16 protein-coding genes and 1 tRNA gene are annotated in these 23465 nt (G+C 66.2%); 6 read left to right on the top strand and 11 right to left on the bottom strand.

Going from position 1 to position 23465, the window contains the following annotated elements; translation table 11 throughout:
- The first annotated feature begins 2 nt into the window (after positions 1-2).
- Positions 3-755, top strand: a complete 753-nt coding sequence (locus tag ACVWWQ_RS13535) for a glutathione S-transferase family protein (protein ID WP_133948704.1) — start codon at positions 3-5, stop codon at positions 753-755.
- 155 nt (positions 756-910) lie between these two features.
- Here the strand turns inward: ACVWWQ_RS13535 and ACVWWQ_RS13530 are convergent, their stop codons facing one another.
- Positions 911-1810 (bottom strand): LysR family transcriptional regulator, encoded by a 900-nt coding sequence (locus ACVWWQ_RS13530; protein WP_133948707.1) that lies wholly within the window; start codon positions 1808-1810, stop codon positions 911-913.
- 104 nt (positions 1811-1914) lie between these two features.
- Here ACVWWQ_RS13530 and ACVWWQ_RS13525 point away from each other — a divergent pair, with 104 nt between their 5' ends.
- The 3 genes from ACVWWQ_RS13525 to ACVWWQ_RS13515 all read left to right on the top strand — a co-directional run bounded on the left by ACVWWQ_RS13525 (position 1915) and on the right by ACVWWQ_RS13515 (position 4619).
- Positions 1915-2922, top strand: a complete 1008-nt coding sequence (locus ACVWWQ_RS13525; RefSeq protein ID WP_133948709.1) for an aldo/keto reductase — start codon at positions 1915-1917, stop codon at positions 2920-2922.
- A gap of 135 nt (positions 2923-3057) precedes the next feature.
- On the top strand, positions 3058-3882 hold the full coding sequence (gene queF, locus ACVWWQ_RS13520) for an NADPH-dependent 7-cyano-7-deazaguanine reductase QueF (RefSeq protein WP_133948711.1): 825 nt from the start codon (positions 3058-3060) through the stop codon (positions 3880-3882).
- Positions 3883-4028: 146 nt separating this feature from the next.
- Positions 4029-4619 (top strand): hypothetical protein, encoded by a 591-nt coding sequence (locus ACVWWQ_RS13515; protein ID WP_133948713.1) that lies wholly within the window; start codon positions 4029-4031, stop codon positions 4617-4619.
- Positions 4620-4673: 54 nt separating this feature from the next.
- Here the strand turns inward: ACVWWQ_RS13515 and ACVWWQ_RS13510 are convergent, their stop codons facing one another.
- Together ACVWWQ_RS13510 and ACVWWQ_RS13505 are read right to left on the bottom strand one after the other, a co-directional pair.
- Positions 4674-5747: a glycerophosphodiester phosphodiesterase gene (locus ACVWWQ_RS13510; RefSeq protein ID WP_457383431.1), complete on the bottom strand. Its 1074-nt coding sequence runs from the start codon at positions 5745-5747 to the stop codon at positions 4674-4676.
- Positions 5748-5827: 80 nt separating this feature from the next.
- Positions 5828-6379, bottom strand: a complete 552-nt coding sequence (locus ACVWWQ_RS13505) for a type 1 glutamine amidotransferase domain-containing protein (RefSeq protein WP_099653062.1) — start codon at positions 6377-6379, stop codon at positions 5828-5830.
- A 199-nt stretch (positions 6380-6578) separates the two neighbouring features.
- Between ACVWWQ_RS13505 and ACVWWQ_RS13500 the strand changes: the two genes are divergently transcribed.
- A complete protein-coding gene (locus tag ACVWWQ_RS13500; protein ID WP_099653063.1) occupies positions 6579-6737 on the top strand; it encodes a DUF3309 family protein in 159 nt (52 codons plus the stop codon).
- 26 nt (positions 6738-6763) lie between these two features.
- Here the strand turns inward: ACVWWQ_RS13500 and recD are convergent, their stop codons facing one another.
- From recD to ACVWWQ_RS13475, 5 genes are all read right to left on the bottom strand, one after another.
- Positions 6764-8632 (bottom strand): exodeoxyribonuclease V subunit alpha, encoded by a 1869-nt coding sequence (gene recD / locus ACVWWQ_RS13495; protein ID WP_133948718.1) that lies wholly within the window; start codon positions 8630-8632, stop codon positions 6764-6766.
- Positions 8629-12273, bottom strand: coding sequence for a UvrD-helicase domain-containing protein (locus ACVWWQ_RS13490; RefSeq protein ID WP_133948720.1), 3645 nt, complete (start codon positions 12271-12273; stop codon positions 8629-8631). The genes recD and ACVWWQ_RS13490 overlap by 4 nt, the downstream gene beginning before the upstream one ends.
- A complete protein-coding gene (gene recC, locus ACVWWQ_RS13485) occupies positions 12270-15938 on the bottom strand; it encodes an exodeoxyribonuclease V subunit gamma (RefSeq protein ID WP_166669713.1) in 3669 nt (1222 codons plus the stop codon). The genes ACVWWQ_RS13490 and recC overlap by 4 nt, the downstream gene beginning before the upstream one ends.
- A 176-nt stretch (positions 15939-16114) precedes the next feature.
- A tRNA-Arg gene (locus tag ACVWWQ_RS13480) sits at positions 16115-16191 on the bottom strand.
- Positions 16192-16381: 190 nt separating this feature from the next.
- On the bottom strand, positions 16382-18280 hold the full coding sequence (locus ACVWWQ_RS13475; RefSeq protein ID WP_099653067.1) for a M61 family metallopeptidase: 1899 nt from the start codon (positions 18278-18280) through the stop codon (positions 16382-16384).
- 289 nt (positions 18281-18569) lie between these two features.
- On the opposite strand from ACVWWQ_RS13475, the gene ACVWWQ_RS13470 reads away from it, so the two are divergent.
- Entirely contained in the window at positions 18570-19646 is a 1077-nt protein-coding gene (locus ACVWWQ_RS13470; RefSeq protein ID WP_133948724.1) for a GGDEF domain-containing protein, read from the top strand.
- A 41-nt stretch (positions 19647-19687) separates the two neighbouring features.
- On the opposite strand, the gene ACVWWQ_RS13465 is transcribed toward ACVWWQ_RS13470, so the two are convergent.
- The 3 genes from ACVWWQ_RS13465 to ACVWWQ_RS13455 form a co-directional block, all read right to left on the bottom strand.
- Positions 19688-21193 (bottom strand): amino acid permease, encoded by a 1506-nt coding sequence (locus ACVWWQ_RS13465; RefSeq protein WP_133948726.1) that lies wholly within the window; start codon positions 21191-21193, stop codon positions 19688-19690.
- A 169-nt stretch (positions 21194-21362) separates the two neighbouring features.
- The gene (locus ACVWWQ_RS13460) at positions 21363-22646 is read right to left on the bottom strand and encodes a sterol desaturase family protein (protein ID WP_133948728.1); all 1284 of its coding nucleotides are present in this window, start codon (positions 22644-22646) and stop codon (positions 21363-21365) included.
- Positions 22643-23389 (bottom strand): lysoplasmalogenase, encoded by a 747-nt coding sequence (locus ACVWWQ_RS13455; RefSeq protein WP_133948730.1) that lies wholly within the window; start codon positions 23387-23389, stop codon positions 22643-22645. Before ACVWWQ_RS13455 ends, ACVWWQ_RS13460 begins: the two co-directional genes overlap by 4 nt.
- Positions 23390-23465: the final 76 nt, after the last annotated feature.

Here is a 23465-nt window from a genome sequence, read left to right as displayed (position 1 = left end):
CCATGTCGCAGCCCCTCAGAGTCATCGGCAATTACATTTCGCCCTATGTGCGCAAGGTGCTGGTCTGCCTTGAACTGAAGGGGCTGGAATACGAGATTGATCCGATCGCGCCGTTCGTCGGCAATGACGAGTTCAGCCGGCTCAGCCCGCTGCGCCGCATCCCGGTGCTGATCGACGGCGACCTGGTGCTCAATGATTCCAGCGTGATCTGCCAATACCTGGAAGATCGCCATCCCACGCCGTCGCTCTATCCCCGCGACATCGCCGATCGCGCCCAGGCCCGCTGGCTGGAGGAATACGCCGACACGCGGTTGGCCGATGGCTTGATCTGGCGGCTGTTCTACCAGCTGGCGATCAAGCGCCACATCTTCGGCGAGGCCCCCAACGAGGCCGTGGTGCAGCACGCGCGTGACGAGGCCATCCCCGCCGCACTCGACTATCTGGAGCAGCAACTGCCCGATGACGGTTTCGTCTTCGGCGCGCTGTCGATCGCCGACATCAGCATCGCCAGCTTCTTCCGCACCGCCTCGTTCGTGCGTTACGCCATCGATGCCGAACGCTGGCCGCTGATGGCAGCCCTGATGACCCAGGTACAGGCCCTGCCCGTGTTCGAAAAGCTGGCCCGCTTCGAAGACTGCATGCTGCGTCTGCCACTGGCCGATCAGCGCGGCGCCCTGATCACCGCCGGCGCACCACTGACCACCGACACGTTCGGCACCAGCACGCCCCGCCCCGGTCCGCCGCGCGCGTCGTAGCATTCCCGCCCGAACCGCCACCTGCAGGAGCGCACGCTGCGTGCGAGCTCTTCGCATCATGGAAAAGCATCGCGCACAGGGTGAGCTCCCGCCGCCGCTCCTGGCCATGGCGCATCGAAAAGCCGGCGGAAAGTGTCCGCCTTGCGGAACCGAACTCAGCGTGGCGCCGCGGTCAACTCCACCAACCAGTCGACGAACACCCGCAAGCGCGCCGGCATCTGCCGCTGCTGCGGATACAGGATGGTCATCGGCAGCGAAGGCGGCGGATGGTTGGTGAGGATTTCACGCAAGCGGCCGCTCTTCAGCGCATCGCCGATGCGATAGCGGGGCATCTGCGCGATGCCCAGGCCAGCCTCGCAGCAACCCAGATAGGCATCCACGCCGCTGACACTGACGCAACCCGGCAAGGTCACTTCGCGGCGCTTGCGGCCGACCATGAATTCCATCGGCTCGGCGCGGTGGGTGGTCGGTGACACCCAGTTCACCGCCAGGTGGCCGGCCTGCAGCGCGGCCAGAGTATCGGGCAGGCCATGACGGCGCACGTAGGCGGCACTGGCCACGGTGACCTGCTCCAGCACGCCCACTCGGCGACCGACCATGCCCGAATCGCCCAGCTCGCCGATGCGCAGCACGCAGTCCACGCCCTCGCGCACCAGGTCGACGAAGCGGTCGCCCGTGCCGATGTCCAGCTGGATCTGCGGATAGCGCGCGAAAAACTCGCGCAGCGCGGGAATCACCAGCAGCCGTGCCAGCGTCGCCGGCAGGTCGACCCGCAGACGACCCTTCGGCTGCACCAGCGCCTCGCGGAAATCGGTCTCGACTTCGTCCATGTCGGCCAGCAGGCGCAGGCAATGTCCGTAATAGGTTTCGCCATCGCGGGTGGCGCGCACGCGGCGGGTGGTTCGTTGCAACAGCTGTGCGCCGAGCCGTGTTTCCAGCCGCTTGATCGCATGAGTGACGGTGGCGCGCGGCAGGTTCAGGTCATCGGCCGCGGCGGTGAAGCTGCCCAGTTCGACGATCCGCGTATACAGCCGCATGGCTTCGAGGCGGTCCACGACGATTGTTGTTCCTGATTGAATGGTGATGGCCATTATTGGCCATTTATCCGGCAGCCGGCACGGCGCACCATGTACCCATCTTCACCCACCGGAGCGACACCATGCAGACCCGCACTCTCGGCCGGACCTCCAACGGAAAGCTCGGCCCCAGGGTCTCCGCCCTCGGCCTCGGCTGCATGGGCATGAGCGCGTTCTACGGCGCCCACGACGACGCCGAATCGATCGCCACCATCCATCACGCACTGGACCGCGGCCTCAACCTGCTCGACACCGCCGACATGTATGGCCCGCACACCAACGAAGTGCTGGTGGGCAAGGCGATCAAGGGCCGCCGCGAGCAGGCGTTCATCGCCACCAAGTTCGGCATCGTGCGCGACCCGGGCAACCCGCAGGCGCGCGGCGTCAACGGTCGCCCGGAGTACGTGCATGCCGCCTGCGACGCCAGCCTGCAGCGGCTGGGCATCGACACCATCGACCTGTACTACCAGCACCGCGTCGATCCGAACGTGCCGATCGAGGAAACCGTCGGCGCCATGGCGGAACTGGTCGCCGCCGGCAAAGTGCGTCACCTCGGCCTGAGCGAGGCCTCTGGAGCCACGCTGGAGCGCGCCTGCAAGGTGCACCCGATCGCGGCGTTGCAAAGCGAGTTCTCGCTGTGGACGCGCGACCCGCAGACCAACGGCATGCTCGCCGCCTGCCGCAAGCTCGGCGTCAGCCTGGTTGCCTACTCGCCGCTGGGGCGCGGCTTCCTCACCGGAGCGATCCGCTCGCCGGACGACTTCGACGCCGACGACTACCGCCGCACCAGCCCGCGCTTCGTCGGCGACAACTTCGCCCGCAACCTGCGGCTGGTCGAGCAGGTGAAGTCGCTGGCCGCCGACAAGGGCTGTTCGCCGGCACAGTTGGCGCTGGCCTGGGTGCTGGCGCAGGATGACGATGTGCTGGCCATCCCCGGCACACGCAGGCGCAGCCGGCTGGACGAGAACCTCGGCGCGCTCGACGTGCAGCTGAGCAGCGCCGAACTCGCCGCGATCGATGCGGTGTTCCCGCCCGATGCCGCCGCCGGCAACCGTTACGCCGACGCGATGATGCACATGGTGAACGTGTAAGCGCTCCGCATGCCGCGCAGGAGCCCGCTGGCGGGCGATGCTTCTGCTTTGGTGGCAATCCCCAAAAGCACCGACCGCCAGCGGGGTCCTCTGGGAACGAAGGATGCCGGTGGGGAAGCAGCTAAACTGCACCGCATGAGCACTCCCGAACATTCCCCTCTCGGCAAGGACACCGTCTACGCCGATCGCTACGACCCCCGCCTGCTGTTTCCGATTCCTCGCGCGGAGAAGCGCGCCGAGATCGGCGTGGGTGAGGTGCTGCCGTTCCACGGCGTGGACATCTGGAACGCGTATGAATTGTCGTGGCTGGACCTGCGCGGCAAGCCGCAGGTGGCGCTGGCCGAATTCCACGTGCCGGCCGCGTCGCCGCACATCATCGAGTCCAAATCGTTCAAGCTCTATCTGAATGGTTTCGCGCAGGAGCGCATCGCCGACGCCGCCACCCTGACCGACACCTTGCTGCACGATCTTTCCGCCGCGGCCGGCGCCGTGGTCAACGTGCAGCTTCACGCCGCGCATGGCGTGTCGCTACCGGTCACCGATCTGGACGGCCATCTGCTCGACGATCAGGACATCGACATCGAGCACTACGGACCGCCGGACGCCGACTTCCTGCTGGCGAATCGCGCGGCCACGCCGGTGGCGGAAACCCTGGTGTCGCACCTGCTGCGCTCGAACTGCCCGGTCACCGGCCAGCCCGACTGGGGCAGCGTGCAGATCGCCTATCGCGGCGCGCCCATCGATCATGCCGGGCTGCTGCGCTATCTGGTCTCGTTCCGCACCCACAACGAATTCCATGAGCAGTGCGTGGAGCGGATCTTCGTCGACCTGATGGAGCGTTGCGCCCCGCAGCAGCTCAGTGTGTACGCGCGTTACACCCGCCGTGGCGGACTGGACATCAATCCGTTCCGCAGCAGCACGCCGGCCACCCCGGACAATCCGCGCACGGTGCGCCAATAGGTCTTTCGCAGCGCACGTCGGCGCCACGTGAAAGTTCAGCCGCCGCGGCAGTCCCCGGTAATCGGCGCTTCAGATCGGCGGCGCTAGCCTCAGTGTCCTGACTGCTCCCTGATGGCAGCCAGGATGCGATCGATACCGGAGCGACCATGAAAATTTGCCCGACTTTCCCCGCGCGTTCCAGCGCGCTCTGCGCTGTCGCCTTCAGCGGTGCGCTGCTGCTGAGTGCCTGTGGCAAGCACGAACCCGCTCCGGCGCCCGCTCCCACCCCTGCGCCGACGTCCACCGCCCCCGTGGCACAAGCACCCGTCCCCGTGCCCGGCACCAGCGCGCTGGCACCTGCCGTGGCCGGCAGCGCCGGACTGGCGAGCGCAGCATCGGCCTTGCCGCCACCCACGCCATTCACCGTGGCCAAGGTCAGCCTCGGCAGCGCCGTGAATGCCGAGCACCAGGTGACCCGGGTCAGCGACAGCTTTGCCAGCAACAACAAGACCATCTACGCCAGCGTCGCCACCGAGGGCAGTACCGGTGGCGCCACGCTCAACGCCAAGTGGAGCTATCTGGAGGGCGAAGGCCAGCTGGTCAGCAGCATCAGTCAGTCGATCGCCACCGACGGACCGGCAATCACCACGTTCAAGGTGCAGAACCCGGATCTGTGGCCCGCGGGCAAATACCAGGTGGAGATCTCGCTGGATGGCAAGCCGGTGGCCAAGCAGCCGTTCCAGATCACCAAGGATTGACGTGTCGGAATGCGTGCGCGCGCGTGCGCGACAAAAAGAGCCGGAAAGCCCGACTCATTCCTCGTTGCTCCCGGCTGCTTCCGGCCCATCCACTGCCCTGCGACCGAGCGCCGGATCATCGGTGAAGAACGCATCGATCCCGGCGGCCAGATAGCAGCGGATTTCGGCGATTGAGCCAGCTTCGTTGCGCTCGCGCGGATCGACGCCTTGCCGGAGGTTCCGCGGCAGGAAGTGGTTTTCGGGACGAAAGGTATACGGATGGACTTCCAGGCCGGCCGCATGCGCGTCGCGCACCAGTCGGGTCGGCTCGCCAGGCAGGCCGTCGGACGTCAGGGGAATGATCGAGCGGATGCCTGGCCCGATCGCATCGGCATAGGCGGCGATGTCGCGCAGGCCTGCCGGCGTCATCATCGTGGCGTACGTGGTCGAACCATTCGCCTCGGCCACGTCGCAAGGCTGCTCCGCAGGCTCCCCCAGCAGCTGCAAAAGGCGGATGTGGCTGTGCGCGCCAGCATCAAGCCGGCTACGCAGATACTGCAGATTGCCGACCTCGAATGACTGGATCTCGATCGGCGCGCTGCGCGTATATTCGTGGGCATCCAGTACCGCCAGCAGCACGTCTTCCATCGGCAGGCCGATGCGCCGGAAGTAAGTACCGTGCTTGATCTCCGGGATGATCCCGATCGGTCTTCCGCGCGTTTTCGATTCCGCTGCCGCCAGCTCGATGATCTGCTCCAGCGTGGCCAGCGGAAACTGTCCGTCGTACCGCGTCCCGCGCAGCTCCGGCAGGCGCTCGCGTGCCCGCAACGTGCTCAGTTCGGCCAGCGTGAAATCCTCGCAGAACCAGCCCGCCTGCTCTTGTCCGTCGATCAGCTTGCGCGTCCGCCGGTCGGAAAACTCGGCGTGGTCGGCGACGTCGGTGGTGCTGCCGATCTCGTTTTCGTGTCGCGACAGCAGGACGCTGTCCTTGGTCATCACCAGATCCGGCTCGATGAAATCGGCCCCGTCGGCAATCGCCCTCGCGTACGAGGCCAGCGTGTGTTCCGGGCGCAGCGCGCTGGCACCGCGGTGCCCGATCACCAGCACTGTGTCGGCGATCGGCCTTTCGACGGCGGCATGGAAAGACATGGCGGCTCCGAAAACAAGGAGTTGCAGCGTAGATGAATCTCCACGCCGCAACCAGATCATCCGGAGAAGCTACGGGGCGACTAGATCGTGGCGCCCAGCGCGTCAATCAGCGCTGCGGTGAACGCCGGGATGTCATCGGGCTTGCGACTGGTGATCAGCTGACCATCGCGTACCACCTCGCTGTCCTGCCAATGGGCGCCAGCGTTCTCGAGATCCTTGCGCAACGATGGCCACGAGGTCACCTGGCGATCGCGCACCAGACCGGCGTTGATCAATGTCCACGGCCCATGGCAGATCGCCGCCACCGGTTTGCCTGCATCGTCGAACGCCTTGACCAGCTTCAACGCCTGCTCATCCATGCGCAGCTTGTCGGGATTCATCACGCCACCGGGCAGCACCAGTGCATCGAAGTCAGCGGCGCGGGCGTCTTTCAGGTCGCGATCCACCTTGACCGGATCGCCCCAGTTCTTCTTGTGCCAGCCGGTGATGCTGCTCACGCCGCCGGGCGCGATGACCACGGTTTGTGCACCTGCTGCCTCAAGCAGACGCTTGGGTTCGGTGAGTTCGGATTGCTCGAAGCCATCGGTGGCGAGAATGGCCACGGTACGGCCGTTGAGTTTGGAAGAAGGCATGAAATGTTCTCCTGCGGAATGAACCCGAAGGATGGGCTTGCGCGCATGCAACCGGCGTCAGTTCACCGTGATTGGACCGTGATCAAGACAGCCTCGCCGCTTGACGGTTCATCCACCGGTTTCCTGCGATGGTTTGCCCGCACCGCATCGCCGCGGTCGCCATTGCGCCCATTGGGGGCGCACGCACCGAGACCCTCCCATGTCCCTGTCACTGCTGGTTGTCATCGTTCTCATTCTGCTGCTGATCGGCGCGCTGCCGACGTGGGGCTACAGCCGCTCATGGGGCTATCGTCCCGTCGGCGGATTGGGCCTGATCGTCGTGATCGTGCTGGTGCTCTGGTTGCTCGGAGTGTTCTGACCCGTGTCCGGCAAACGCCGGGCGCATCAGGCGATGCGCCCGGCCAAGCCGCTGGCCCGCCGTACCGGCGTGGCCATGGCCGCTTCAATGGCGGCCTCGGTCGCCCACAGCTCGACCATCCGCTTCGCCCGCGACATGCCGGTATAGAGCAACTGCCGCGACAGGATGCGGTTCTGCGGATCGGGTGGCAGCAGCACGGCCACGTGGTCGTATTCGGAACCCTGGCTCTTGTGCACCGTCACTGCGAATGCGCCCTGATGGTCAGGCAGACTGCCGGGAGCGAAGCTCACCGCACGGCGCCCCTCAGCCTGTGGCGCCCCCGCCGCCAATGTCTCGCCGCGCGTTGCGGCATGGCCTTGCACGGTGACCTCGAACCACACGGCGAGCGTGCCGCGTTCATCGCGCAGACACAGGCCCACGTCACCGTTGAACAGACCCGCGGTGTAGTCGTTGCGGGTGATCATCACGGCGCGGCCCGGATACCATTCGACATCGGCGGCCACCTCCGCTCTCGCCTTCAGCTTTCGCTCGATGTTCGCGTTGGCCGTCTCCGCGCCGAAATCGCCTTCGCGCAAGGCACAAAGAAGCTGGCGTTGCCGCAGCGCGTCCAGCGCCCTCAGTACATTCGCCTGGTCGGTCTTGGCCACCGCATCCAGTGCGCCGGCATCCCGCAGGGTTGCCGACAGCGCGGCGCTCCAGCTGCCCAGCGCCTCACGCAGATCCTGAGCCGTCGCCACCTCGCGACGTATCGCCCTGGCTCCGGCGGCATCCCATGCGGCGACGAACGCCGCGTTGTCGCCGCGGCGAATCGCTTCGTTGATCGGCACCAGCGACTGGTCGGCACGAAAGCTGTGGCTGAGGCGCACCAGATCGGCGGCGCGTCCGGCCTCCATGGTGTCGACCAGATCCAGCAGCACCGAGCCGGTACCCACCGAGGTGAGCTGGTCGGCATCGCCGACGAGAATCAGTGCGGCGTCCTCGCGCAGCGCGTCGAGCAGGTTGCGCAGCATGGCCAGGTCGACCATCGAGGCTTCGTCGACGATCACGATGTCGGCCGGGACCGGGTTGTCCGCGTGATGCACGAAACCGCCATGGCGACCGCGACTGCCCAGCAGCCGATGCAGGGTGCTGGCCTGGGCATCCAGCGCGCCTTCCAGATGGGGCCGCCAGTCGACCTCGTCCTGCGCCCGCTCGCGGTCGCGCATCCGCCCGGCACCGTCACGCAACGACTCGGAAAGGCGCTGCGCCGCCTTGCCGGTGGGTGCACTGATACGGATGGTCGGTGCGTTCTGCCCGCGCGCGGCACGGTCCCTGATCAGCATCATCAACATGCGCAGCACGGTGGTGGTCTTGCCGGTGCCCGGGCCGCCGGTAAGCACGAACAAGCGCTTGCCGATGACCTGGGCAACGGCCTGCCGCTGTGGTTGCACCTGCGCGCCGGCATCGCCATGGAACAACGCGTCAATCTCTGCGGTGGTCGCACTGCCCGCCGGCAACGGCGTGGCACGTCGCCAGCGCACATGGCGCGCCACCGCCGTTTCATGCAGGTAGTTGCGGCGCAGGTAGAAGTGCGGCGGATCGAGCACGAACGGCGTGCCGCCGTGGTCCGTGTCGCCCGCCAGCGCCACCATCGGCTCGGCCTGCACGACGGCAAGCTGCTGTGCAGACCACGCTGGCATGCCATGACGGGCGGCCGCCTCACCGCTCAGCAACAACGCGCTGTCGCCCTGGCCTTCCGCATGACTGGCCCAGCCAGCCACCTGCGCCAGCAAGGCCGAGCCACCGTGCGCCAGCACCCAGCGCGCCACCGTGGCGTCGAGCAGCCGCCACGCCTCCGGCGGCGCGGCTTCTGCGGCGAGGCGGCGGAAGTGATACGTGCCGGGCGAAGTGCTCATGCGGCCTCCGTCGTGGTCAGGCCAGAGGCAAACACGCTGCCAACCGCGTCGAGCAGGTCGCCGGGGAAGCGATGGCGCCAGATGCCGACATCGGGACCAAGACCCGCCGCGCGAATGAACAGATAGATGCACGCGCCCAGCTGCCGGTCCCGTTGATAGCCCGCACCGAGGCGTTGATGCAGGTAGCGATCCACCGCCACTGTGTACAGCAGGGCCTGGAACCGGTAATGGCTGGCATCCATCTGCGACAGCAGGGCGTTGCCCTGGTAGTCGGCCAGCGTGTCGCCGAGATAATTGCCCTTGTAGTCGAGCACGTGAAAGCGGCCGTCGTGGTGGAAGATGAGGTCGATCTTGCCGTTCATCAGGCCACTCAAAAGGCGCTGACTCGCCGGTACCAGATCGGGCTCACCGTGGGCGGCGCAGACGGCGCGCAGGCGTGGCATCGACACGCGATCGAGCGAAAAATAAAAGCCCATCTCGGCGCGCAAATCGACGGCGGCCAGATCCGCCAGACGCAACGCGGGGTACGCCTCCAGACCCAGCGGCGCCTCCAACGCGCCCTGGATGCGCGCGACCAGCAGATCGACCAGTTGCGATTGTTCGATGTCCCTGCGCCGCACGCCGGCATCGCGCAGGCATTGCTCGATCAACTCGCGCTGCGCCGACATCGGTACGCCAACGTCGCGATGCTCGAAGACAGCATGCACTGCATTGCCGAAGTCGGTGCCACGCACTGCTGCCAGCGCCAACAGGTCCGGATGCGGCTCCATCGCAATGCGGGCCGGTGGACGCATGCGCGCTGGCGCGATGCCGTCGACAACAGCCGGCTCATCCTCGGCAACAAGCCCGGCCAGACCGGCTTCGTCCTCGTCGCCGGCGGAAGCGCCCGGATTGATCGCCTCGCGATGATCGCCGTGGGTCAGCGTGGTGAAACTGTGCTTCGCCTCCGGCGGGCCGGAGCGCGGCGGCGGCAACGAACGCGCCCGGCGTTCGGCATCGCTTGCGGCGGCGCTGGTGAAAACCTGCCGCCCCGTGGGAAGCCAGCCATCGAGCCACTGGATATTCGGGGTGTGCTTGCCGAGTTCGGGCGACGACCGGGCCGGCTCGATCCGCTCCAGCATCACGTCCAGCGCGCTGCGGCGCGTGCCACTGGCCGCTGCCTCGCTGCGGGCGCTGGCAGCGCGATCCGGCGGCAAGGCAAAAAGATGGCAGGCGTAAATGGCGCGGGTGAGCGCGACGTACAACACGCGAAACCGCTCATCCTGCAGGTCCTGCGCCTCGCGTGCCCTGGCCGCGGCGGAAAATTCCACCGTGCGCTTCCCGGTCCGCGCATCGCTGACCACGGCCAGGCCGTCACCGGCGCGTTCGCCGTGATTCCACATCAACGGCAGGAACACGATCGGGAACTCCAGGCCCTTGCTGGCATGCAGTGTCATCAGCCGCACGCGGGCGCTGTCCGATTCGATGCGCAGCTGCGCTGCGTCGGCCGCATCGTTGTCGCTGGCCGCGCCGTCGTCACGGCATTGCTTGAACCAGGCCAGCAACTGCTCCGTGCCGCTCAAGGTTTCGCTCTGCGCCTGCAACAGCTCGCCCAGATGGCGCAGGTCGGTGAGCACGCGCTCGCCAGCCATGGTTTCCAGATAACGCGAGGCCAATCGCTCGATCAGTTGGCCGACGACGTGCAGGATCCCGCGCTCGGTCCATTGCTGGCTCCAGGCACGAAAGGTGTCTGCCACCGGCTGCCATTGCGCCACATCGTCGCCCCAGCGCTGAAGTTCGCTGAAACTCGCCCCCCACAGTCGAGTGGCCGCCGCCGCGCGCAGCGCGCCGAGATCGGTGTGACAGGCCATCGCGTACAGCATGATCTGCAGTTCGCGCGCGATATCGGTATCGAACACGCTGCTTCGCGAGGAGGTGACACACGGCACGCCGCGCTCGCGCAAGGCATCGCGCAAGTGGACGATGTCGCTACCCGCAGGCAGCAGCACGGCAATGTCCGAAGGCTGTACCCGTTCGCCGCCAATCCGCTGCGTGCCCGATTGCAGCAGGGCGGCGATCTGGTTCGCGCATGCCTGCAACGCGACGGCACGGCGCTGTGGCTGCGATGGTGGCGGATCAGCCAGGTAGTGAATCACCAGGGGCGTGCGGAAAATCTCGCCATCGACGGTATACGGCTTGCCGGCGCGCCGATCGGTGGAGCGCACCTTCTCGTAGCGAATGCCGCTGCTGCCATCCGCGTCCAGGGTCTGGCCGCCCACCGCATAAAACTGGTTGAATGCGGCGACCAGCTCGGCACTGGAGCGGTGGTTGGTATCCAGCGTCAGACGGCCATGCGCATCCGCGGTGTCGGCCGCACGCTGGTAGGCATGGATGTCGCCGCCACGGAAACGGTAGATCGCCTGCTTGGGGTCGCCGATCATCACCAGCCGGCCACGAAAACGTCGATCGGCATCGCGATAGATCGCATCGAGGATGCCGTATTGCTGGCCGTCGGTATCCTGGAATTCGTCGACCAGCGCCACCGGCCACGCCTTGAACAGCGCATCGGCCAGCGGACGATCGCCGCCACCCGTCGATTCCCGCGTCAGGGCGCTGCTGACCGACTGGATCAGGCTGTCGAAAGTCATCTGGTGGCGCACGGCAAGCCGCGCCTGCATGTGTGCTCGGGCCAGCTCGGTGAGGTCGTGCCAGAAGCGCAAGCGCAGGTTGTCGAAGACTTCCGCGCACCGTTCCGAGAACACGGCTGCGGCCAGCAGCTCTTCATTGTCCTTGCTGTCCTTGAGTACGCCGGTCAGCGCCGTCGCCGCTTTCAGACCGGCACAGGCTTTGGGGCCTGGCATCCGCGAATGATCGTCGATGAATTCCGCCAGTTCACGCCAATACGTCGGCAGCAACGAGCCCTTCCGGAAATGCCCGCCGTTGTCCGCGATGTCACGCAGGCGCGGTGCCCAGGTCGCGTCCAGCACGGCGTCCAGCTCGGCCTGCGATTTGACCTTCACGGTCACGCCAGGCGCCAGCGTGGTCTTCAGGCGACTTGTCAGCTTCGGCAGGATCAGTTCTTCACCCGTCTGCCCAGCCAGCATCACCAGCTCGTCTTCAGTACCGCCCTGCTGCAATCGCCGCCACAGATCTCCGGCCACCTCGTCCAGCAGCAGCTCGCTGGCCACCATGTCGCCCATCAGGAACGGCACGCCGCAGGCGAACGGGTGATCGGCAAGCACACGGCGGCACAGGCTGTGCAGGGTACTGATCGGCGCCACGTCCATCTCGGCCAGCGCCAGTCGCAGGCGCAGCAAGTCGCGAATTCGCGCCTCACCGTCGGCCTGCCACCGTGCATTCAGCCAGTCCCCGTCGCTGCCCTCGCCAGCAAGATCGCCTTCTTCCGTGGCGCGCAACACCGCCCACAGCAGCTTTCCGCGCAGTCGTTCGCGCAGCTCCTGCGCGGCCGCGTCGGTGAAGGTGGTCACCACCACCTGTCGTGGCGACAGTTGCCGTTCCAGCAGCAGGCGCAGATACAACACGGCGATGGTCCAGGTCTTGCCAGTGCCGGCGCTGGCCTCGATCAGGCAGCGACCGCCGTCGTCAAGCGGAAGGCCGCGCCAGTCGATCGGTGCCGCCGTCATCTCCTGCGAAGCGCTCATGCCGTCACCTCGCCAACGACATCGAAGCTGATGCAGCGATGCAGCGCCATCGCAAAGTCCGCCAGCGATTGCAGTTCGGCGCTGCCATCGGCGAAGTCCACCTCACCGGCCAGCAGATGGCTGTAGCCCGGCGCATAGTCGCGCTCGCCCACGCCACCATGGCCGGCGATCCAGCTTGCGCCGATGCTGAGTCGGGACGGCTTGTCGGTCGCCTCCACGGCGGACGACGAAGCGCCTTGCGCGGTGGCGTAGACGCGGTCGGCGATCGCCGCCCAGGCCGACTTGGGAAAGTACCAGCGCGGCGCCGCCTGCGCCTCGACCCACCAGTCAATCAATTGCCGCAGGCGTCGCTCAAGCTCTTCCCGCATCCCTGCCCGCTGCGCGTCATCCGCGCGCAGGAAACGTTCGTCCCAGCCATTGATGCCTTCCTGCCAGCGGTGCTCGTTGCCGTCGAGCAAGGGGCACAACCGCACTGCGGGGATATTCTTGCCCGCGCCGGCGCTGTGCAGCCGCAACAGGGCCCAGTCGAGAAACATCGGTACGCGTTCCTTGAAGCCCAGCTCCGGTTCCTTCTTCAACTTGCCGCCTTTTCCGGAAAACACGCGCAGCAGCTGCCAATGTTCGGCGCCATCAACCTGCGTGGCATGGACGTGCGCCACCTGGCCGATCACGCGATGCGTGCCGATCGAGACATCCATCTCCACCGGGCCACCGGCTGGTGCGCCGTGTGCGAAACCGGGCAGGTGCGCCACTTGCTGCAGCATCAAGCCGACCACGGCGCTTTCCTGCCGCCACGCCTGCTCGCCCGCGCGTCCTGGCGGCATCGCCCCGCCGAGGCGCAGCCAATCCGGTGCCTGCGCCGGCGGCCAGTCGCCGTTCGGCCAGCCCGGCAAGGCATCGTTGAAGAACAATTTTTTCGCCACCGTGTCGAGCGCGGAGAAGCGTGCCTCGATCGGCTCGTCTTGCGGCAGGCGGTCATCCTCCAGCGCATCGAGGCTGACCTGCATGCGATGGGCGAGCAGTTGCTTCGCCGGATCGCGGTAGTAGGCATGGAGTTCGCGCAAGGCGATCGTCGGGCCGATCTCGAGCGCGGGCGCACTGCCGTGGTCGAGAAACGGCGCGACATCGGCCCGGTCGCCACGACCGTGCATGCCGGCAAACAGCGCGTTGTAGGAGAACAGCCGCGCATCCGCGGCATCGAAATAGCGCGCATCGAACGGCTGCAGCGGGTGGCGCACCAGCCACGGCCGCTCACTCTTGTCATCATCGGGCCGCAGTCCCGCCGCAGCATCCAGCACGGCGAGCAGTTCGGCCAGCGGCGGTGCGGGATTGCGCGGCTTGCCGTCCTTCACCCCTTCGCCGATATAGCTCAGGTGCAGGCGCTGCCGCGCGGACATCAGGGTTTCCAGAAACAGGTAGCGGTCGTCGCTGCGCACGTCGCGATCGCCCATGCGGCGATAGCGCGCCATCAGGTCCAGCCCGGCATCGCTGCCCGAGCGTGGGAAGTCGCCATCGTTGAGTCCCAGCACGGCCACCACCTTGAACGGAATCGCGCGTTGCGGAACCATGCCGCAGAAGGTGACGCCGCCCATCAGGAAGCGCTGGTGCTCGGGAACGGCAGACAGGCGATCGACCAGCAGGTCACGTACCACGCTGAAATGCAGCAGCGGATCGACGCCCGCACCGGCCGGCTCGCTGGCCAGGCTGCGAATGAAACCGAGTACCAGTGCCTTTGCATCGCGCGCCGCGCGATCCATCGGATCGACGCGAAACAGCGCCTCGAAGCGGCGTTCCAGTTCCGCCGCCCAGTCGCTGGCCAGCCGGGTTTCACCGGCCAGGTCGCACAGCGTCTGGATTTCCTGCAGCAAGTGATCGAGGGCGCCGAGGTAGCCCGCCGCCGGCCCGTGGATGCCGGTGAGCGGGGCCAGCTCGGTGCCATCGGCAAGCTGTACCGACGGCTGGCGCTCGGCATCGGCCGCGTCGGCCATCAGGTAGCCGGCCAGCATCCGATCCATGGCCCAACCAAAGGTATGTTCGGCGATCGGCGGCACGCCGAAGCGCGCACGAAACGCCGGATCGAGCGCCCACGCCACCCGGCTGGACTTCAGCCATTCGCCCAGTTCGCTGACGGCGCCGGCATCCAGTCCGAGCCGGCGCGAGATCTCCGGCACGGCCAGCAGGTCGACCACTTCCGGCGCGGTGACCCGCGTGCCGGGCACGTCGAGCAGTTGCCGGAACGCGCCGAACAGGGAATGACTGCGCGACACCGCCACGTCAGCCAGCTGGTATGGCAGCAACCCGCCGGCATGGCCGGCCACGCCGAACACCGCGGGAATCAGCGGCACGTAGCTCTGGATGTCCGGCGCCATCACCACGATGTCGGCGGGCCGCAGCGGCTGGCCATCCGCGTCGCCGGCGGCCAGCGCGTCCAGCAGCTGGTCACGCAATACCTCCAGCTCGCGCAGGCGGGTGTGGCAGCTGTGCACGCGCAGCGAGGCATCGGCGCGCGCGCGTGCATCGACGGGGGTGGCCAGCTCGACGTTCATCATGGCCGGATCGAGTGCGCGAATGCTTTGCTGCACGCGCTGCAGGCGGTCCCTGCCGTGGACAACCTGCTCGTCTTCACGGTGGCGCACGTCGGACAGCACATCGCCTTCGCCGGCGGCCAGCTCCATGATGAAGTGCTGCCCCATGCGCCCCCAGCTGGCGAGCAACGGATGCGCCTGGTCCGCCCAGTAGTCATTGCCTTGAGCCGCATCCAGCCGCGCCTGTTCTTGCGCACTCTGCAGACGCAGCGCCGGCAGCGTGCGACCCAGCCCACCCCAGTATTCGCGACAGGGATCGGGCACATACAAGGCGACCAGACGATGGCGCGCCACCGCGCGCAAGACCGCCAGCTCGGACGGTGCCAGATGACTGACGCCGAACACATGCAGCGCCTCGCCGCCGGGTGTGCCGCGCTCGAGGTGGGCAATCAGGTCACCCACCACGTCGCCGCGGTGTGGCCCCAGCTGCTCATGCAGATGCCGCCACAACGGTGCCAGCAGGCGCTGTTCGGTGGACGCCAGCAACGGCTCCGCGGCATGCCCGGTGACCAGGTGGAAGTGGCCCTGCTCCCAGCCGCGCAGCCAATCCGGGCGATACACCAGGTACTGCGAATAGATGCGGGCCAGTCGGTCGGCCAGTTGGAAGCGTCGGCGCGCCTGGTCCGCAGCACCGCCGACCTGCGTGCCGTCGGCCTGCAGATAGCTGGCGATGCGCGCATCGGTGATGCCCAGCGCCGCGACGTCACCGCGCAGCACCTCATGAATGCTCCAGCGCAGATGCTGTCGCTGATAGCGCGGCAACGACACCGCGCGCCGCCCCAACTGTTCCTGCGCCAGCCGGTCGATCCAGGCGCTCGGCAGCAGGATGTCGAGATTCGCGGCAATGCCGCCGGCGCCGTACGCGCGCGCCAGCGCACCATTCAGCCACTGCTTCATGCCCGGATGCGCGGCGATGATGGTCTGCGGCGCCAGCACGTGGTCCGGCTGCGTCACGGCCAGCAATGACATCAGCGGATCGAGCAGCTTCTCCAGCCGGCTTGCCCGGTAGATCAGCAGGCCGGTGGTTTGCTGCTCACCCTCCACCTCGCGAATGTCGCCGCCTGCACTTGCTGCCGTCACCTCGACCTCCTGGCGTTGATTGGATGAACCGCGATCCCTCCGCCTGATCTTCCCCAGCGCCAGCACGGATTGCAATGACCGTTGGCCAGGGAGTCGCCGTCCCTGGGGACAGGCGCCAGACGGCACCCACGACAGCATCGCCGCGAGCGGCCAGCGACGTGAAAAATCGACAGAAATGGTGCGCCCGACAGGATTCGAACCTGTGACCCCTGCCTTCGGAGGGCAGTACTCTATCCAGCTGAGCTACGGGCGCATGTATGGCCGCGCGGGTCTGTGGCCGGGGGCCGGCACCGCGGGGAGCGCAGTATAGCCGAGTTGCCCTCGGGCGGGCATGCGTGGACATGCGCGACGGGGGACATCCGGGCGAACACCGCGATCTCGCCACCGGACTCCCCCTGCGCTCGCGTCCGTTCGGGCGGAAGCGAGCGCAGGGAGATGGCGCGTCAACGCGCCTTGAGCAAGGCTCCCAGGGTGTCCGGCTTGCTGCTGTCGCGCACCAGGTGCGGGTACTTCAGCCCATCGTGGTAGTCGACGCGGATGGTCTGGTACTCGTCAAAGTTCTTCACCAGCAACTCGACCGGCAGACTCTTGTCCTTGGCCGAGGCCGTGACGGCATCCTTCAGCGCGTCGGCGTTGTAGTCATGACCACTCACCGCGACCACGGTCATGCCCGGGGAGATGCCGGCCTTGAACGCCGGGCTGTCCCACAGCACGTCGCCGACGCTGCCGTCCTTGCCGACCGACAGGCCCAGCGAATACATCAGGTCAGCGGAATGGCGGCGCGCCTCGATCGCCTTCACCGCGGCGGAGGGCTTGTCGGTGTAGGTCAGCTTCCAGCCATGTCCCTCGATGCCGCCGATCAGCGGGCCGTGGCCATCCAGGCGGGTGCGCAGGTAGCCGGCCCAGTCGAACGGCTGGATCTCGTTGAGTGTCTTCACCACATCCTCGAAGGTGTAGGTGTTGACGGCCCACTCGCCGTTGTCCATGCCGAAGAACGCCTTGCCGAAATCGTCGATCGAATGCTTGCCCTTGCTGAGGTCACGCAGCTTGGCATCCACGTCCAGCCAGATCATCTGGCCAGCCGAGTAGTAGTCCTCGCTGCCCTGGTAGTTGCGGTACGGCAGCGGAGCGCGCTGGGCGATGATCGGATCGTTGGTGGTGTCCTGCACGTTGCGCCAGCTGGCCAGGCCCGGACGCCCCTTGTCGTAGGTGGCGGCGACGTAGGCCAGCATGTCGCGCGCCTGTTCCTCGTTCCACAAGCCCGAGCGGGTGGCCATCACATGGCCCCAGAACTGAGTCTGGCCTTCGTACACCCAGAGCAGCGAATCCTGCATCGGCACGTTGAAGTTCGGCGTGGTGAGGTCGGCGCCGCGACGGTACTTGCCGTCCCACGAGTGGTTGAATTCGTGCGCCAGCAAATCACGGCCCAGCGCGCCCTTGTCCCACTCGGTGAAGTAGCCGGTGCCCACGCCATTCTCGCTGGAACGGTGATGCTCCAGACCGTTGCCGCTCATCTTGTCGCTGAGCGAGAGCAGGAAGTCGTAGTGGTTGTAGTGGTGCGCGCCGTACATCTTGTACATCTGCTGCACCAGGTTTCGATGCAGCTTGATCTGTTCCGGGGTGACTTCGAGATACTTCGCCGCATCCGCCACGATATTCAGATGCACCGGGGCCTTGGCGCCGGGATCCAGATCGATGCGCTTGAAGTATTTGCCGGCGTAGATCGGCGAATCGACCAGGTCGTTGTACGTGATCGGCTTGAAGTGCACGGTGTTGCCATCGCGCGAAGCCACTTCCAGCGCCGTGCCGAACTGCCACCCGGCGGGGAATGTCACGCTGGTTTCGGTCATGATCCGCTTGGAGAAATAGCCCGCCGGATACACGGTGTTGGCATTCCACTGCAGGTTCAGCATCTCCGGCGTCATCACCACGCGACCCTCGCGGGTGCTCTGCGGCGACAGGAACTGGAATGCCACCTCGACACTGCTGGCACCCGCGGGCACGTCGACATGGAAGGCGTACACATTCAGCGGGTCACGCTTCCACGTCAGGGTCTTGCCGTTGGCCGTCACCACCAGCCCGGCAAGCTTGTCGATCGGGCCGCTGGGCGAATGATTGCCGGGCAACCACTGGGGATACAGCAGGGTCAGCGGGCCGGGCTGGGCGGGAATCACCTCGTGCACGCGGAAGATCCGGTGCGCCAGATCGGTGGCGTCCACATTGACCTTCAAGGTGCCCTGAAAGGGCACATCTTGCGGTACCGGGACATCCGCGATGGCGGTGAAACTGAGCAGCCCGAGGCTGGCGGCGGCAATGGCTGAGGCGATACGTGAAGCTTTCAATGCGTTCTCCGGTGGGGGAAATAAGGGAGCCTGGCGAACGCTGTGCGACTGCCGCAAATAACGGTATGACGCGGCTCGGGCCAGACAGGGCCCGGGAATCCCTGCGACAGGAAGTTGTCATGACAGGAGTCCAGTGCGTCGATGCTAGACCGGGCAAGGCCAGCTTCACCCCTGCCGAAGGTCATGACCGTTGGTGCAGGCGACGGCGATTCGACCACTCATGGATGTCATGGCACCCATCTTGCTCACTTTGAACCGATGTTCCATGGCGCCACTTGTCAGGACCGACATGCAACCCCTGCTCAACCCGTTCTCACACAGCACCGATATTTCCCAGCAACACGATTACCGAAAATATCTTGCGCTGCAGATGGGGCCGATGATCCATGCCCTGATGCTGGTCGCCACGCTCGTGTATCTGCTCGCCGTACTGGCAAGCACCGCGCTGCGCCAGCCGATGCTGTCGCCGTGGTGGCGAGCCATTCCGTTGGTACCCCTGCTGCTGGTCGCCTTGTGGACACGCCGGGTCAGCACGCCAGGCTTGCTCAGCGTGCTGACCCTGGTGTTCGTCACCTTGCTGGAGGTTGGCATCAACCTCAACACCGCCGGGAATCCGCATCAGCCATCGGTGGTCTTGCCCGGGCTGTTGCTGCCGGTCGTTTCGTCGGTGATCTGGCTGGGTCGCTGGGACTTCATCGCCGGGATGATCGTTTGCGCACTGGGACCCTTGCCGATGCTGCTGAGCGGCAACAACGACGACGGACAGATAGTCCAGTACCTGATCTACATGGCGGTGGCGATCGTGCTGGCCACGGTGTTGCGGGCTTTCATGGCACGCACCCTGTTCGAACAATTCCGTCTGGAGCGTCGCCTGCGCGAGCAGGCCAATACCGATGGCCTGACCGGTCTGCTGCTGCGCAACCGCTTCCTTCAGCTTGCGCGGCTGGCGCTGACCGACATCCGGCACCGCGGGATGCCGGCGTGCGTGCTGTACATGGATGCCGATCACTTCAAGCCGTTGAACGACGATTTCGGCCACGCCGCCGGCGATGCGGCGCTGGTTGCCATGGCCGGCACCATGCGCCGGCAGATGCGTCAGGACGACCTGATCGGGCGCATAGGTGGTGAAGAGTTCGCCATGCTGTTGCCCGGCATGGATCTGGCGCAGGCCACGCAGCGGGCGGAACAGCTGCGACTGGCGATTCACGCCATCCAGCGCCCGGACGGCCAAATGAGCGTCAGCATCGGAGTGGTGGAATGCAAGCCCACCGACGAAGCCATCGAAACCTTGCTGGTGCGCGCCGACCGGGCCATGCGCCAGGCCAAGCGCGCTGGCCGCGACCGGGTGGCCAGCGTGGTCGACTGAACACCCGCCCGATCATCATCACGACGATCGGGCGGCGTTGATCAACTTTCCAGTGCCATCTTGCTGCGGCGGATGCCGTATGCGAAATAGATCACGCAACCGATCGCCATCCAGATCAGGAAGCGCTCGTACGTGATCCACGGCAGGCCGTAAATCAGTGCCATGGAAAACAGGATGCCCAGCGGGGCGGTGAACCACACCGCCGGTGTGCGGAAATTCCGCTGCAGATCCGGGCGCCGCACCCGCAACAGCATGATCGACGCGCAGATGATGATGAAGGCGCTGAGCGTGCCGATGTTGACCAGCTCGGCCACCTCGCCGATCGGCAGCAGGCCGGCGACCAGCGCGGTGAACACGCCGATGATCATGGTCGGACGGGCCGGCGTACCAAAGCGCGGACTGACCTTGGCGAACCACGCGGGCAGCAGGCCATCGCGGGCCAGGGCGAACCAGATTCGCGCCGCGCCCAGCATGAAAGCGAACAGCACGCTGGTGACGCCGACCACCGCCGCGATGGCGATGATGATGCTGATCCAGTGCAGACCGATCGATTCGAACGCATCGGACACCGATGCCTCGCCGCTGAGCGTGTTGTACGGCACGATGCCGGTCAGCACCAGCGACACGGCGATGTACAGCACCATCGCGATCACCAGCGACAGCAAGACTGCACGTGGCAAGTCACGCTGCGGATGCTTCGACTCCTCGGCCGCCGTGGTGAGAGTGTCATAGCCAAACACCGCAAAGAACACCACGCTGGCGCCGGTCAGCACGCCCTGCCAGCCGAAATGACCCAGCCCGGTGGTGGCATCGACCACCCGCGCCGGCACGAACGGATGCCAGTTGGCGGTATCGATGAAGAACACGCCCACGCCCACCACCAGCAACACGCCAATCACCTTGATCGCGACCACCAGGGTGTTGAAGCGCGCACCCCACTCGGTGCGCACGGTCAGCAGCACCGCCACACCGACCGAGACGGCGGCGGCGATCACGTTGAAGCGATGACCGTCGCTGGGTCCGGCAATCGGCGCGGAACCATGCAGGCCGAAGATCTGCTGCAGGTAATACTCCATGGTCTGGGCGCTCATGCTTTGCTGCGCCCACATCGGCAGATGAATGCCCGCGGAGTTCAGCAGCACCTGCACATAACCGGACCAGCCGATCGCCACCACCGCGACCACCAGCGCGTACTCCAGCAGCAGGTCCCAGCCGATGATCCACGCCGCGAATTCACCCAGTACCGCGTAACCGTAGGTATAGGCGCTGCCGGTAACCGGAATCAGTCCGGCAAACTCGGCGTAGCAAAGTGCCGCGCAGGCGCTGCCGATGCCGGCGATCAGGAAGCTGATTGCTACCGCAGGCCCGGCATTGGCCGCCGCCTGCTGTCCGGCCAGCACGAAGATGCCGACCCCGATGATGCCGCCGATACCGATCGCGGTGAGCTGCCACAAACCCAGAACGCGGCGGAAGTCGCCACGCGTGCTGGCTTCGCCCTGCAGTTGCTCGATCGTCTTGTGCCGCACCAGCTTGCTGAAAAAACCCATTGAATAACCCCGTTGAAACAAGCAGGGATCATAACAATGCACGGCATTCGCTGCAGCGCAGTGCAACATCACCATCTTTTCATCGCGAGATCAGCGCGCGAGCCGAACCGCTTCCACCGCCTTTCCGGCGACCGCCTTGCCGGATCACCGCGCCCGCAAAGCGGTGGAATCACCTGCTGTTGAAGCCGGACTCGCGCACCCCCATGGCCGGCGGCGAAAGCGGGCTGGCACGGTACAACCATGGCAACAATAGTGCACTGGACCCGAAGATCACAGCGAACGCCAGCGCAATATGGCCGTCCAGATGGCCGTAGCCAAACCAGCGCCCGGCCAGCATCGGCATCAGCGCGGTGCCGATCGTGCGACCGCTCTCGAGCCATGGCGACCAGGAGCGACTTTCCATCAGGCCGCCGAGCACCCACAGACTCGCCATCAGGTAGGCCGCGTACAACAGCAGCGCGGAAAGGCTGGCGGTTCCGGCCATGCCAAGGAACTGCGTGGCCATGCCCAGCAGCAGGGCGAATTGCAGCAACACATAAGCCTTCACCGGCAACGACAAGGGTGGATCGAAGCGCTCGACCGGCATCACGAAATCGGGCCTGGGGAAGCGCGCGCTCACATCGGCGGGCCGCCAGCCTGGCGGCTTCAGCCATACCAGCAGCTTGTCGCGCCAACGCTTCGCATGCCACGCGTCCTGCGCTGTTTTCCAGTACACCTCGGCATTCGCCCACAACGGATTCCAGCTGCGCAGCGGCGAGCGAGTGCCGTAGACGGGCCGGTCGCCGTCGTCTTCCTCGACAAAGGTGCCGAACAGGCGATCCCACAGGATCAGGATGCCGCCGTAGTTCCGGTCCAGATAGCGATCATTGACCGCGTGGTGGACACGATGGTTGGACGGCGAGCAGAACACCCGATCGAACCATCCCAGCCGGTCGATCTGCTCGGTATGCACCCAGAACTGATACAGCAGATCGATCAGCGCCACCACCACGAACACCTTCAGCGGTACCCCGGCGATGGCCATCGGCAGATAGAACAGCCACCCCAGAAATGCGCCGCTGCCGGTCTGGCGCAGTGCGGTGGAAAGGTTGTAGTGCTCGCTCTGGTGATGCACCACGTGAGCGGCCCAGAGGATAGTCACCTCGTGCCCCATCCGGTGCAGCCAGTAGTAGCAGAAGTCGTAGAAAAGCAGCGCACCGGCCCACACCCACGGGCTGTCCGCCGGCAGCGCGAACAGCGCCAAGTGCTGCACGCACCACGCGTAGATGCCAATCGTCAGCAGCTTGCTGAACACCGCGACGATCTGCGAGATCACACCCAGGCCAATGCTGTTGATCGCGTCGCTGCTGGCGTAAGCCTTGCGCCCGCGCAGTCGGGCCACCAGCCATTCGATGCCGATCAACAGGAAGAACACCGGCGTGGCCCACGTAATGATGAGTTCCTGCGTATTCACGTTGCCGCCTCAGGTTCTGCCGAAGAGTCGACACGCTGCACCGAGCGCGCGATCCACCACAACGCCAGATAGTACGCCGACAACACCCACAGGCTGGCCCAGGGAATCGGACCGTGGAACCGCTTCCAGGCGAGCAGGCTGTCGCTGAGCATGAACATCAACGCCCCGTACGCGGCCAGTCGCGCCGCTGCAGCCTGTGCGTCTCCGCGCTGCGCCAGCCGGCTGGCGCGGGCCAGCGCCTGACCGCCCATGCTGGCCAGCACCACCACGTAGACAAGCACCGCCACGCGAAGCGGTACGGCGATCGAGTCCCAGAGCAGACCAAGATTCACCGCGCCGTAAGCCAGCGTGCCCAGCAACCACCAGGGACGCGCGCCAAAACGACCGTCGCCCACGAAGGCCGCGGTGAAGCACAGATGGCCGCAGAGAAAGGCCAGCAACCCCGGCACGAACAAGTCACCCGGCAACATGAGCAGGACGTCACCGACCAGCGAACAGGCGATGCCGACGAGAATCCAGCTGCGGTAACGCGGCGACTGCGCGGGCCGTCCCCGCCACGCCAACATGAAGATCATGGCGGTCGTCAGCGGCTTGCCCAGCCAGTGCAGCCACAGCCATTCCTGCTGCGGATGGTCGGCTGCCATCAGCGCGCCGGTGATCGCGACGCAGGCAGCGACAAGGATGGCCAGCCCCAGGCTGCGCGGAAACGGGGGCGAACGGAGGTCGGAGGCCACAACAGACATGCGCGTTCCTGAGGGCGGTGGCGGTCGATCATAGCCCGGCGCCGATCCCGCCCGGCCGGAACGGCGCAAGCGACGT

It is taken from the genome of Rhodanobacter sp. TND4EL1 (genome assembly GCF_054061035.1).
The sequence above is the reverse complement of the archived record's forward strand: the minus strand, read 5'-3'. Positions and strand labels throughout refer to the sequence as shown.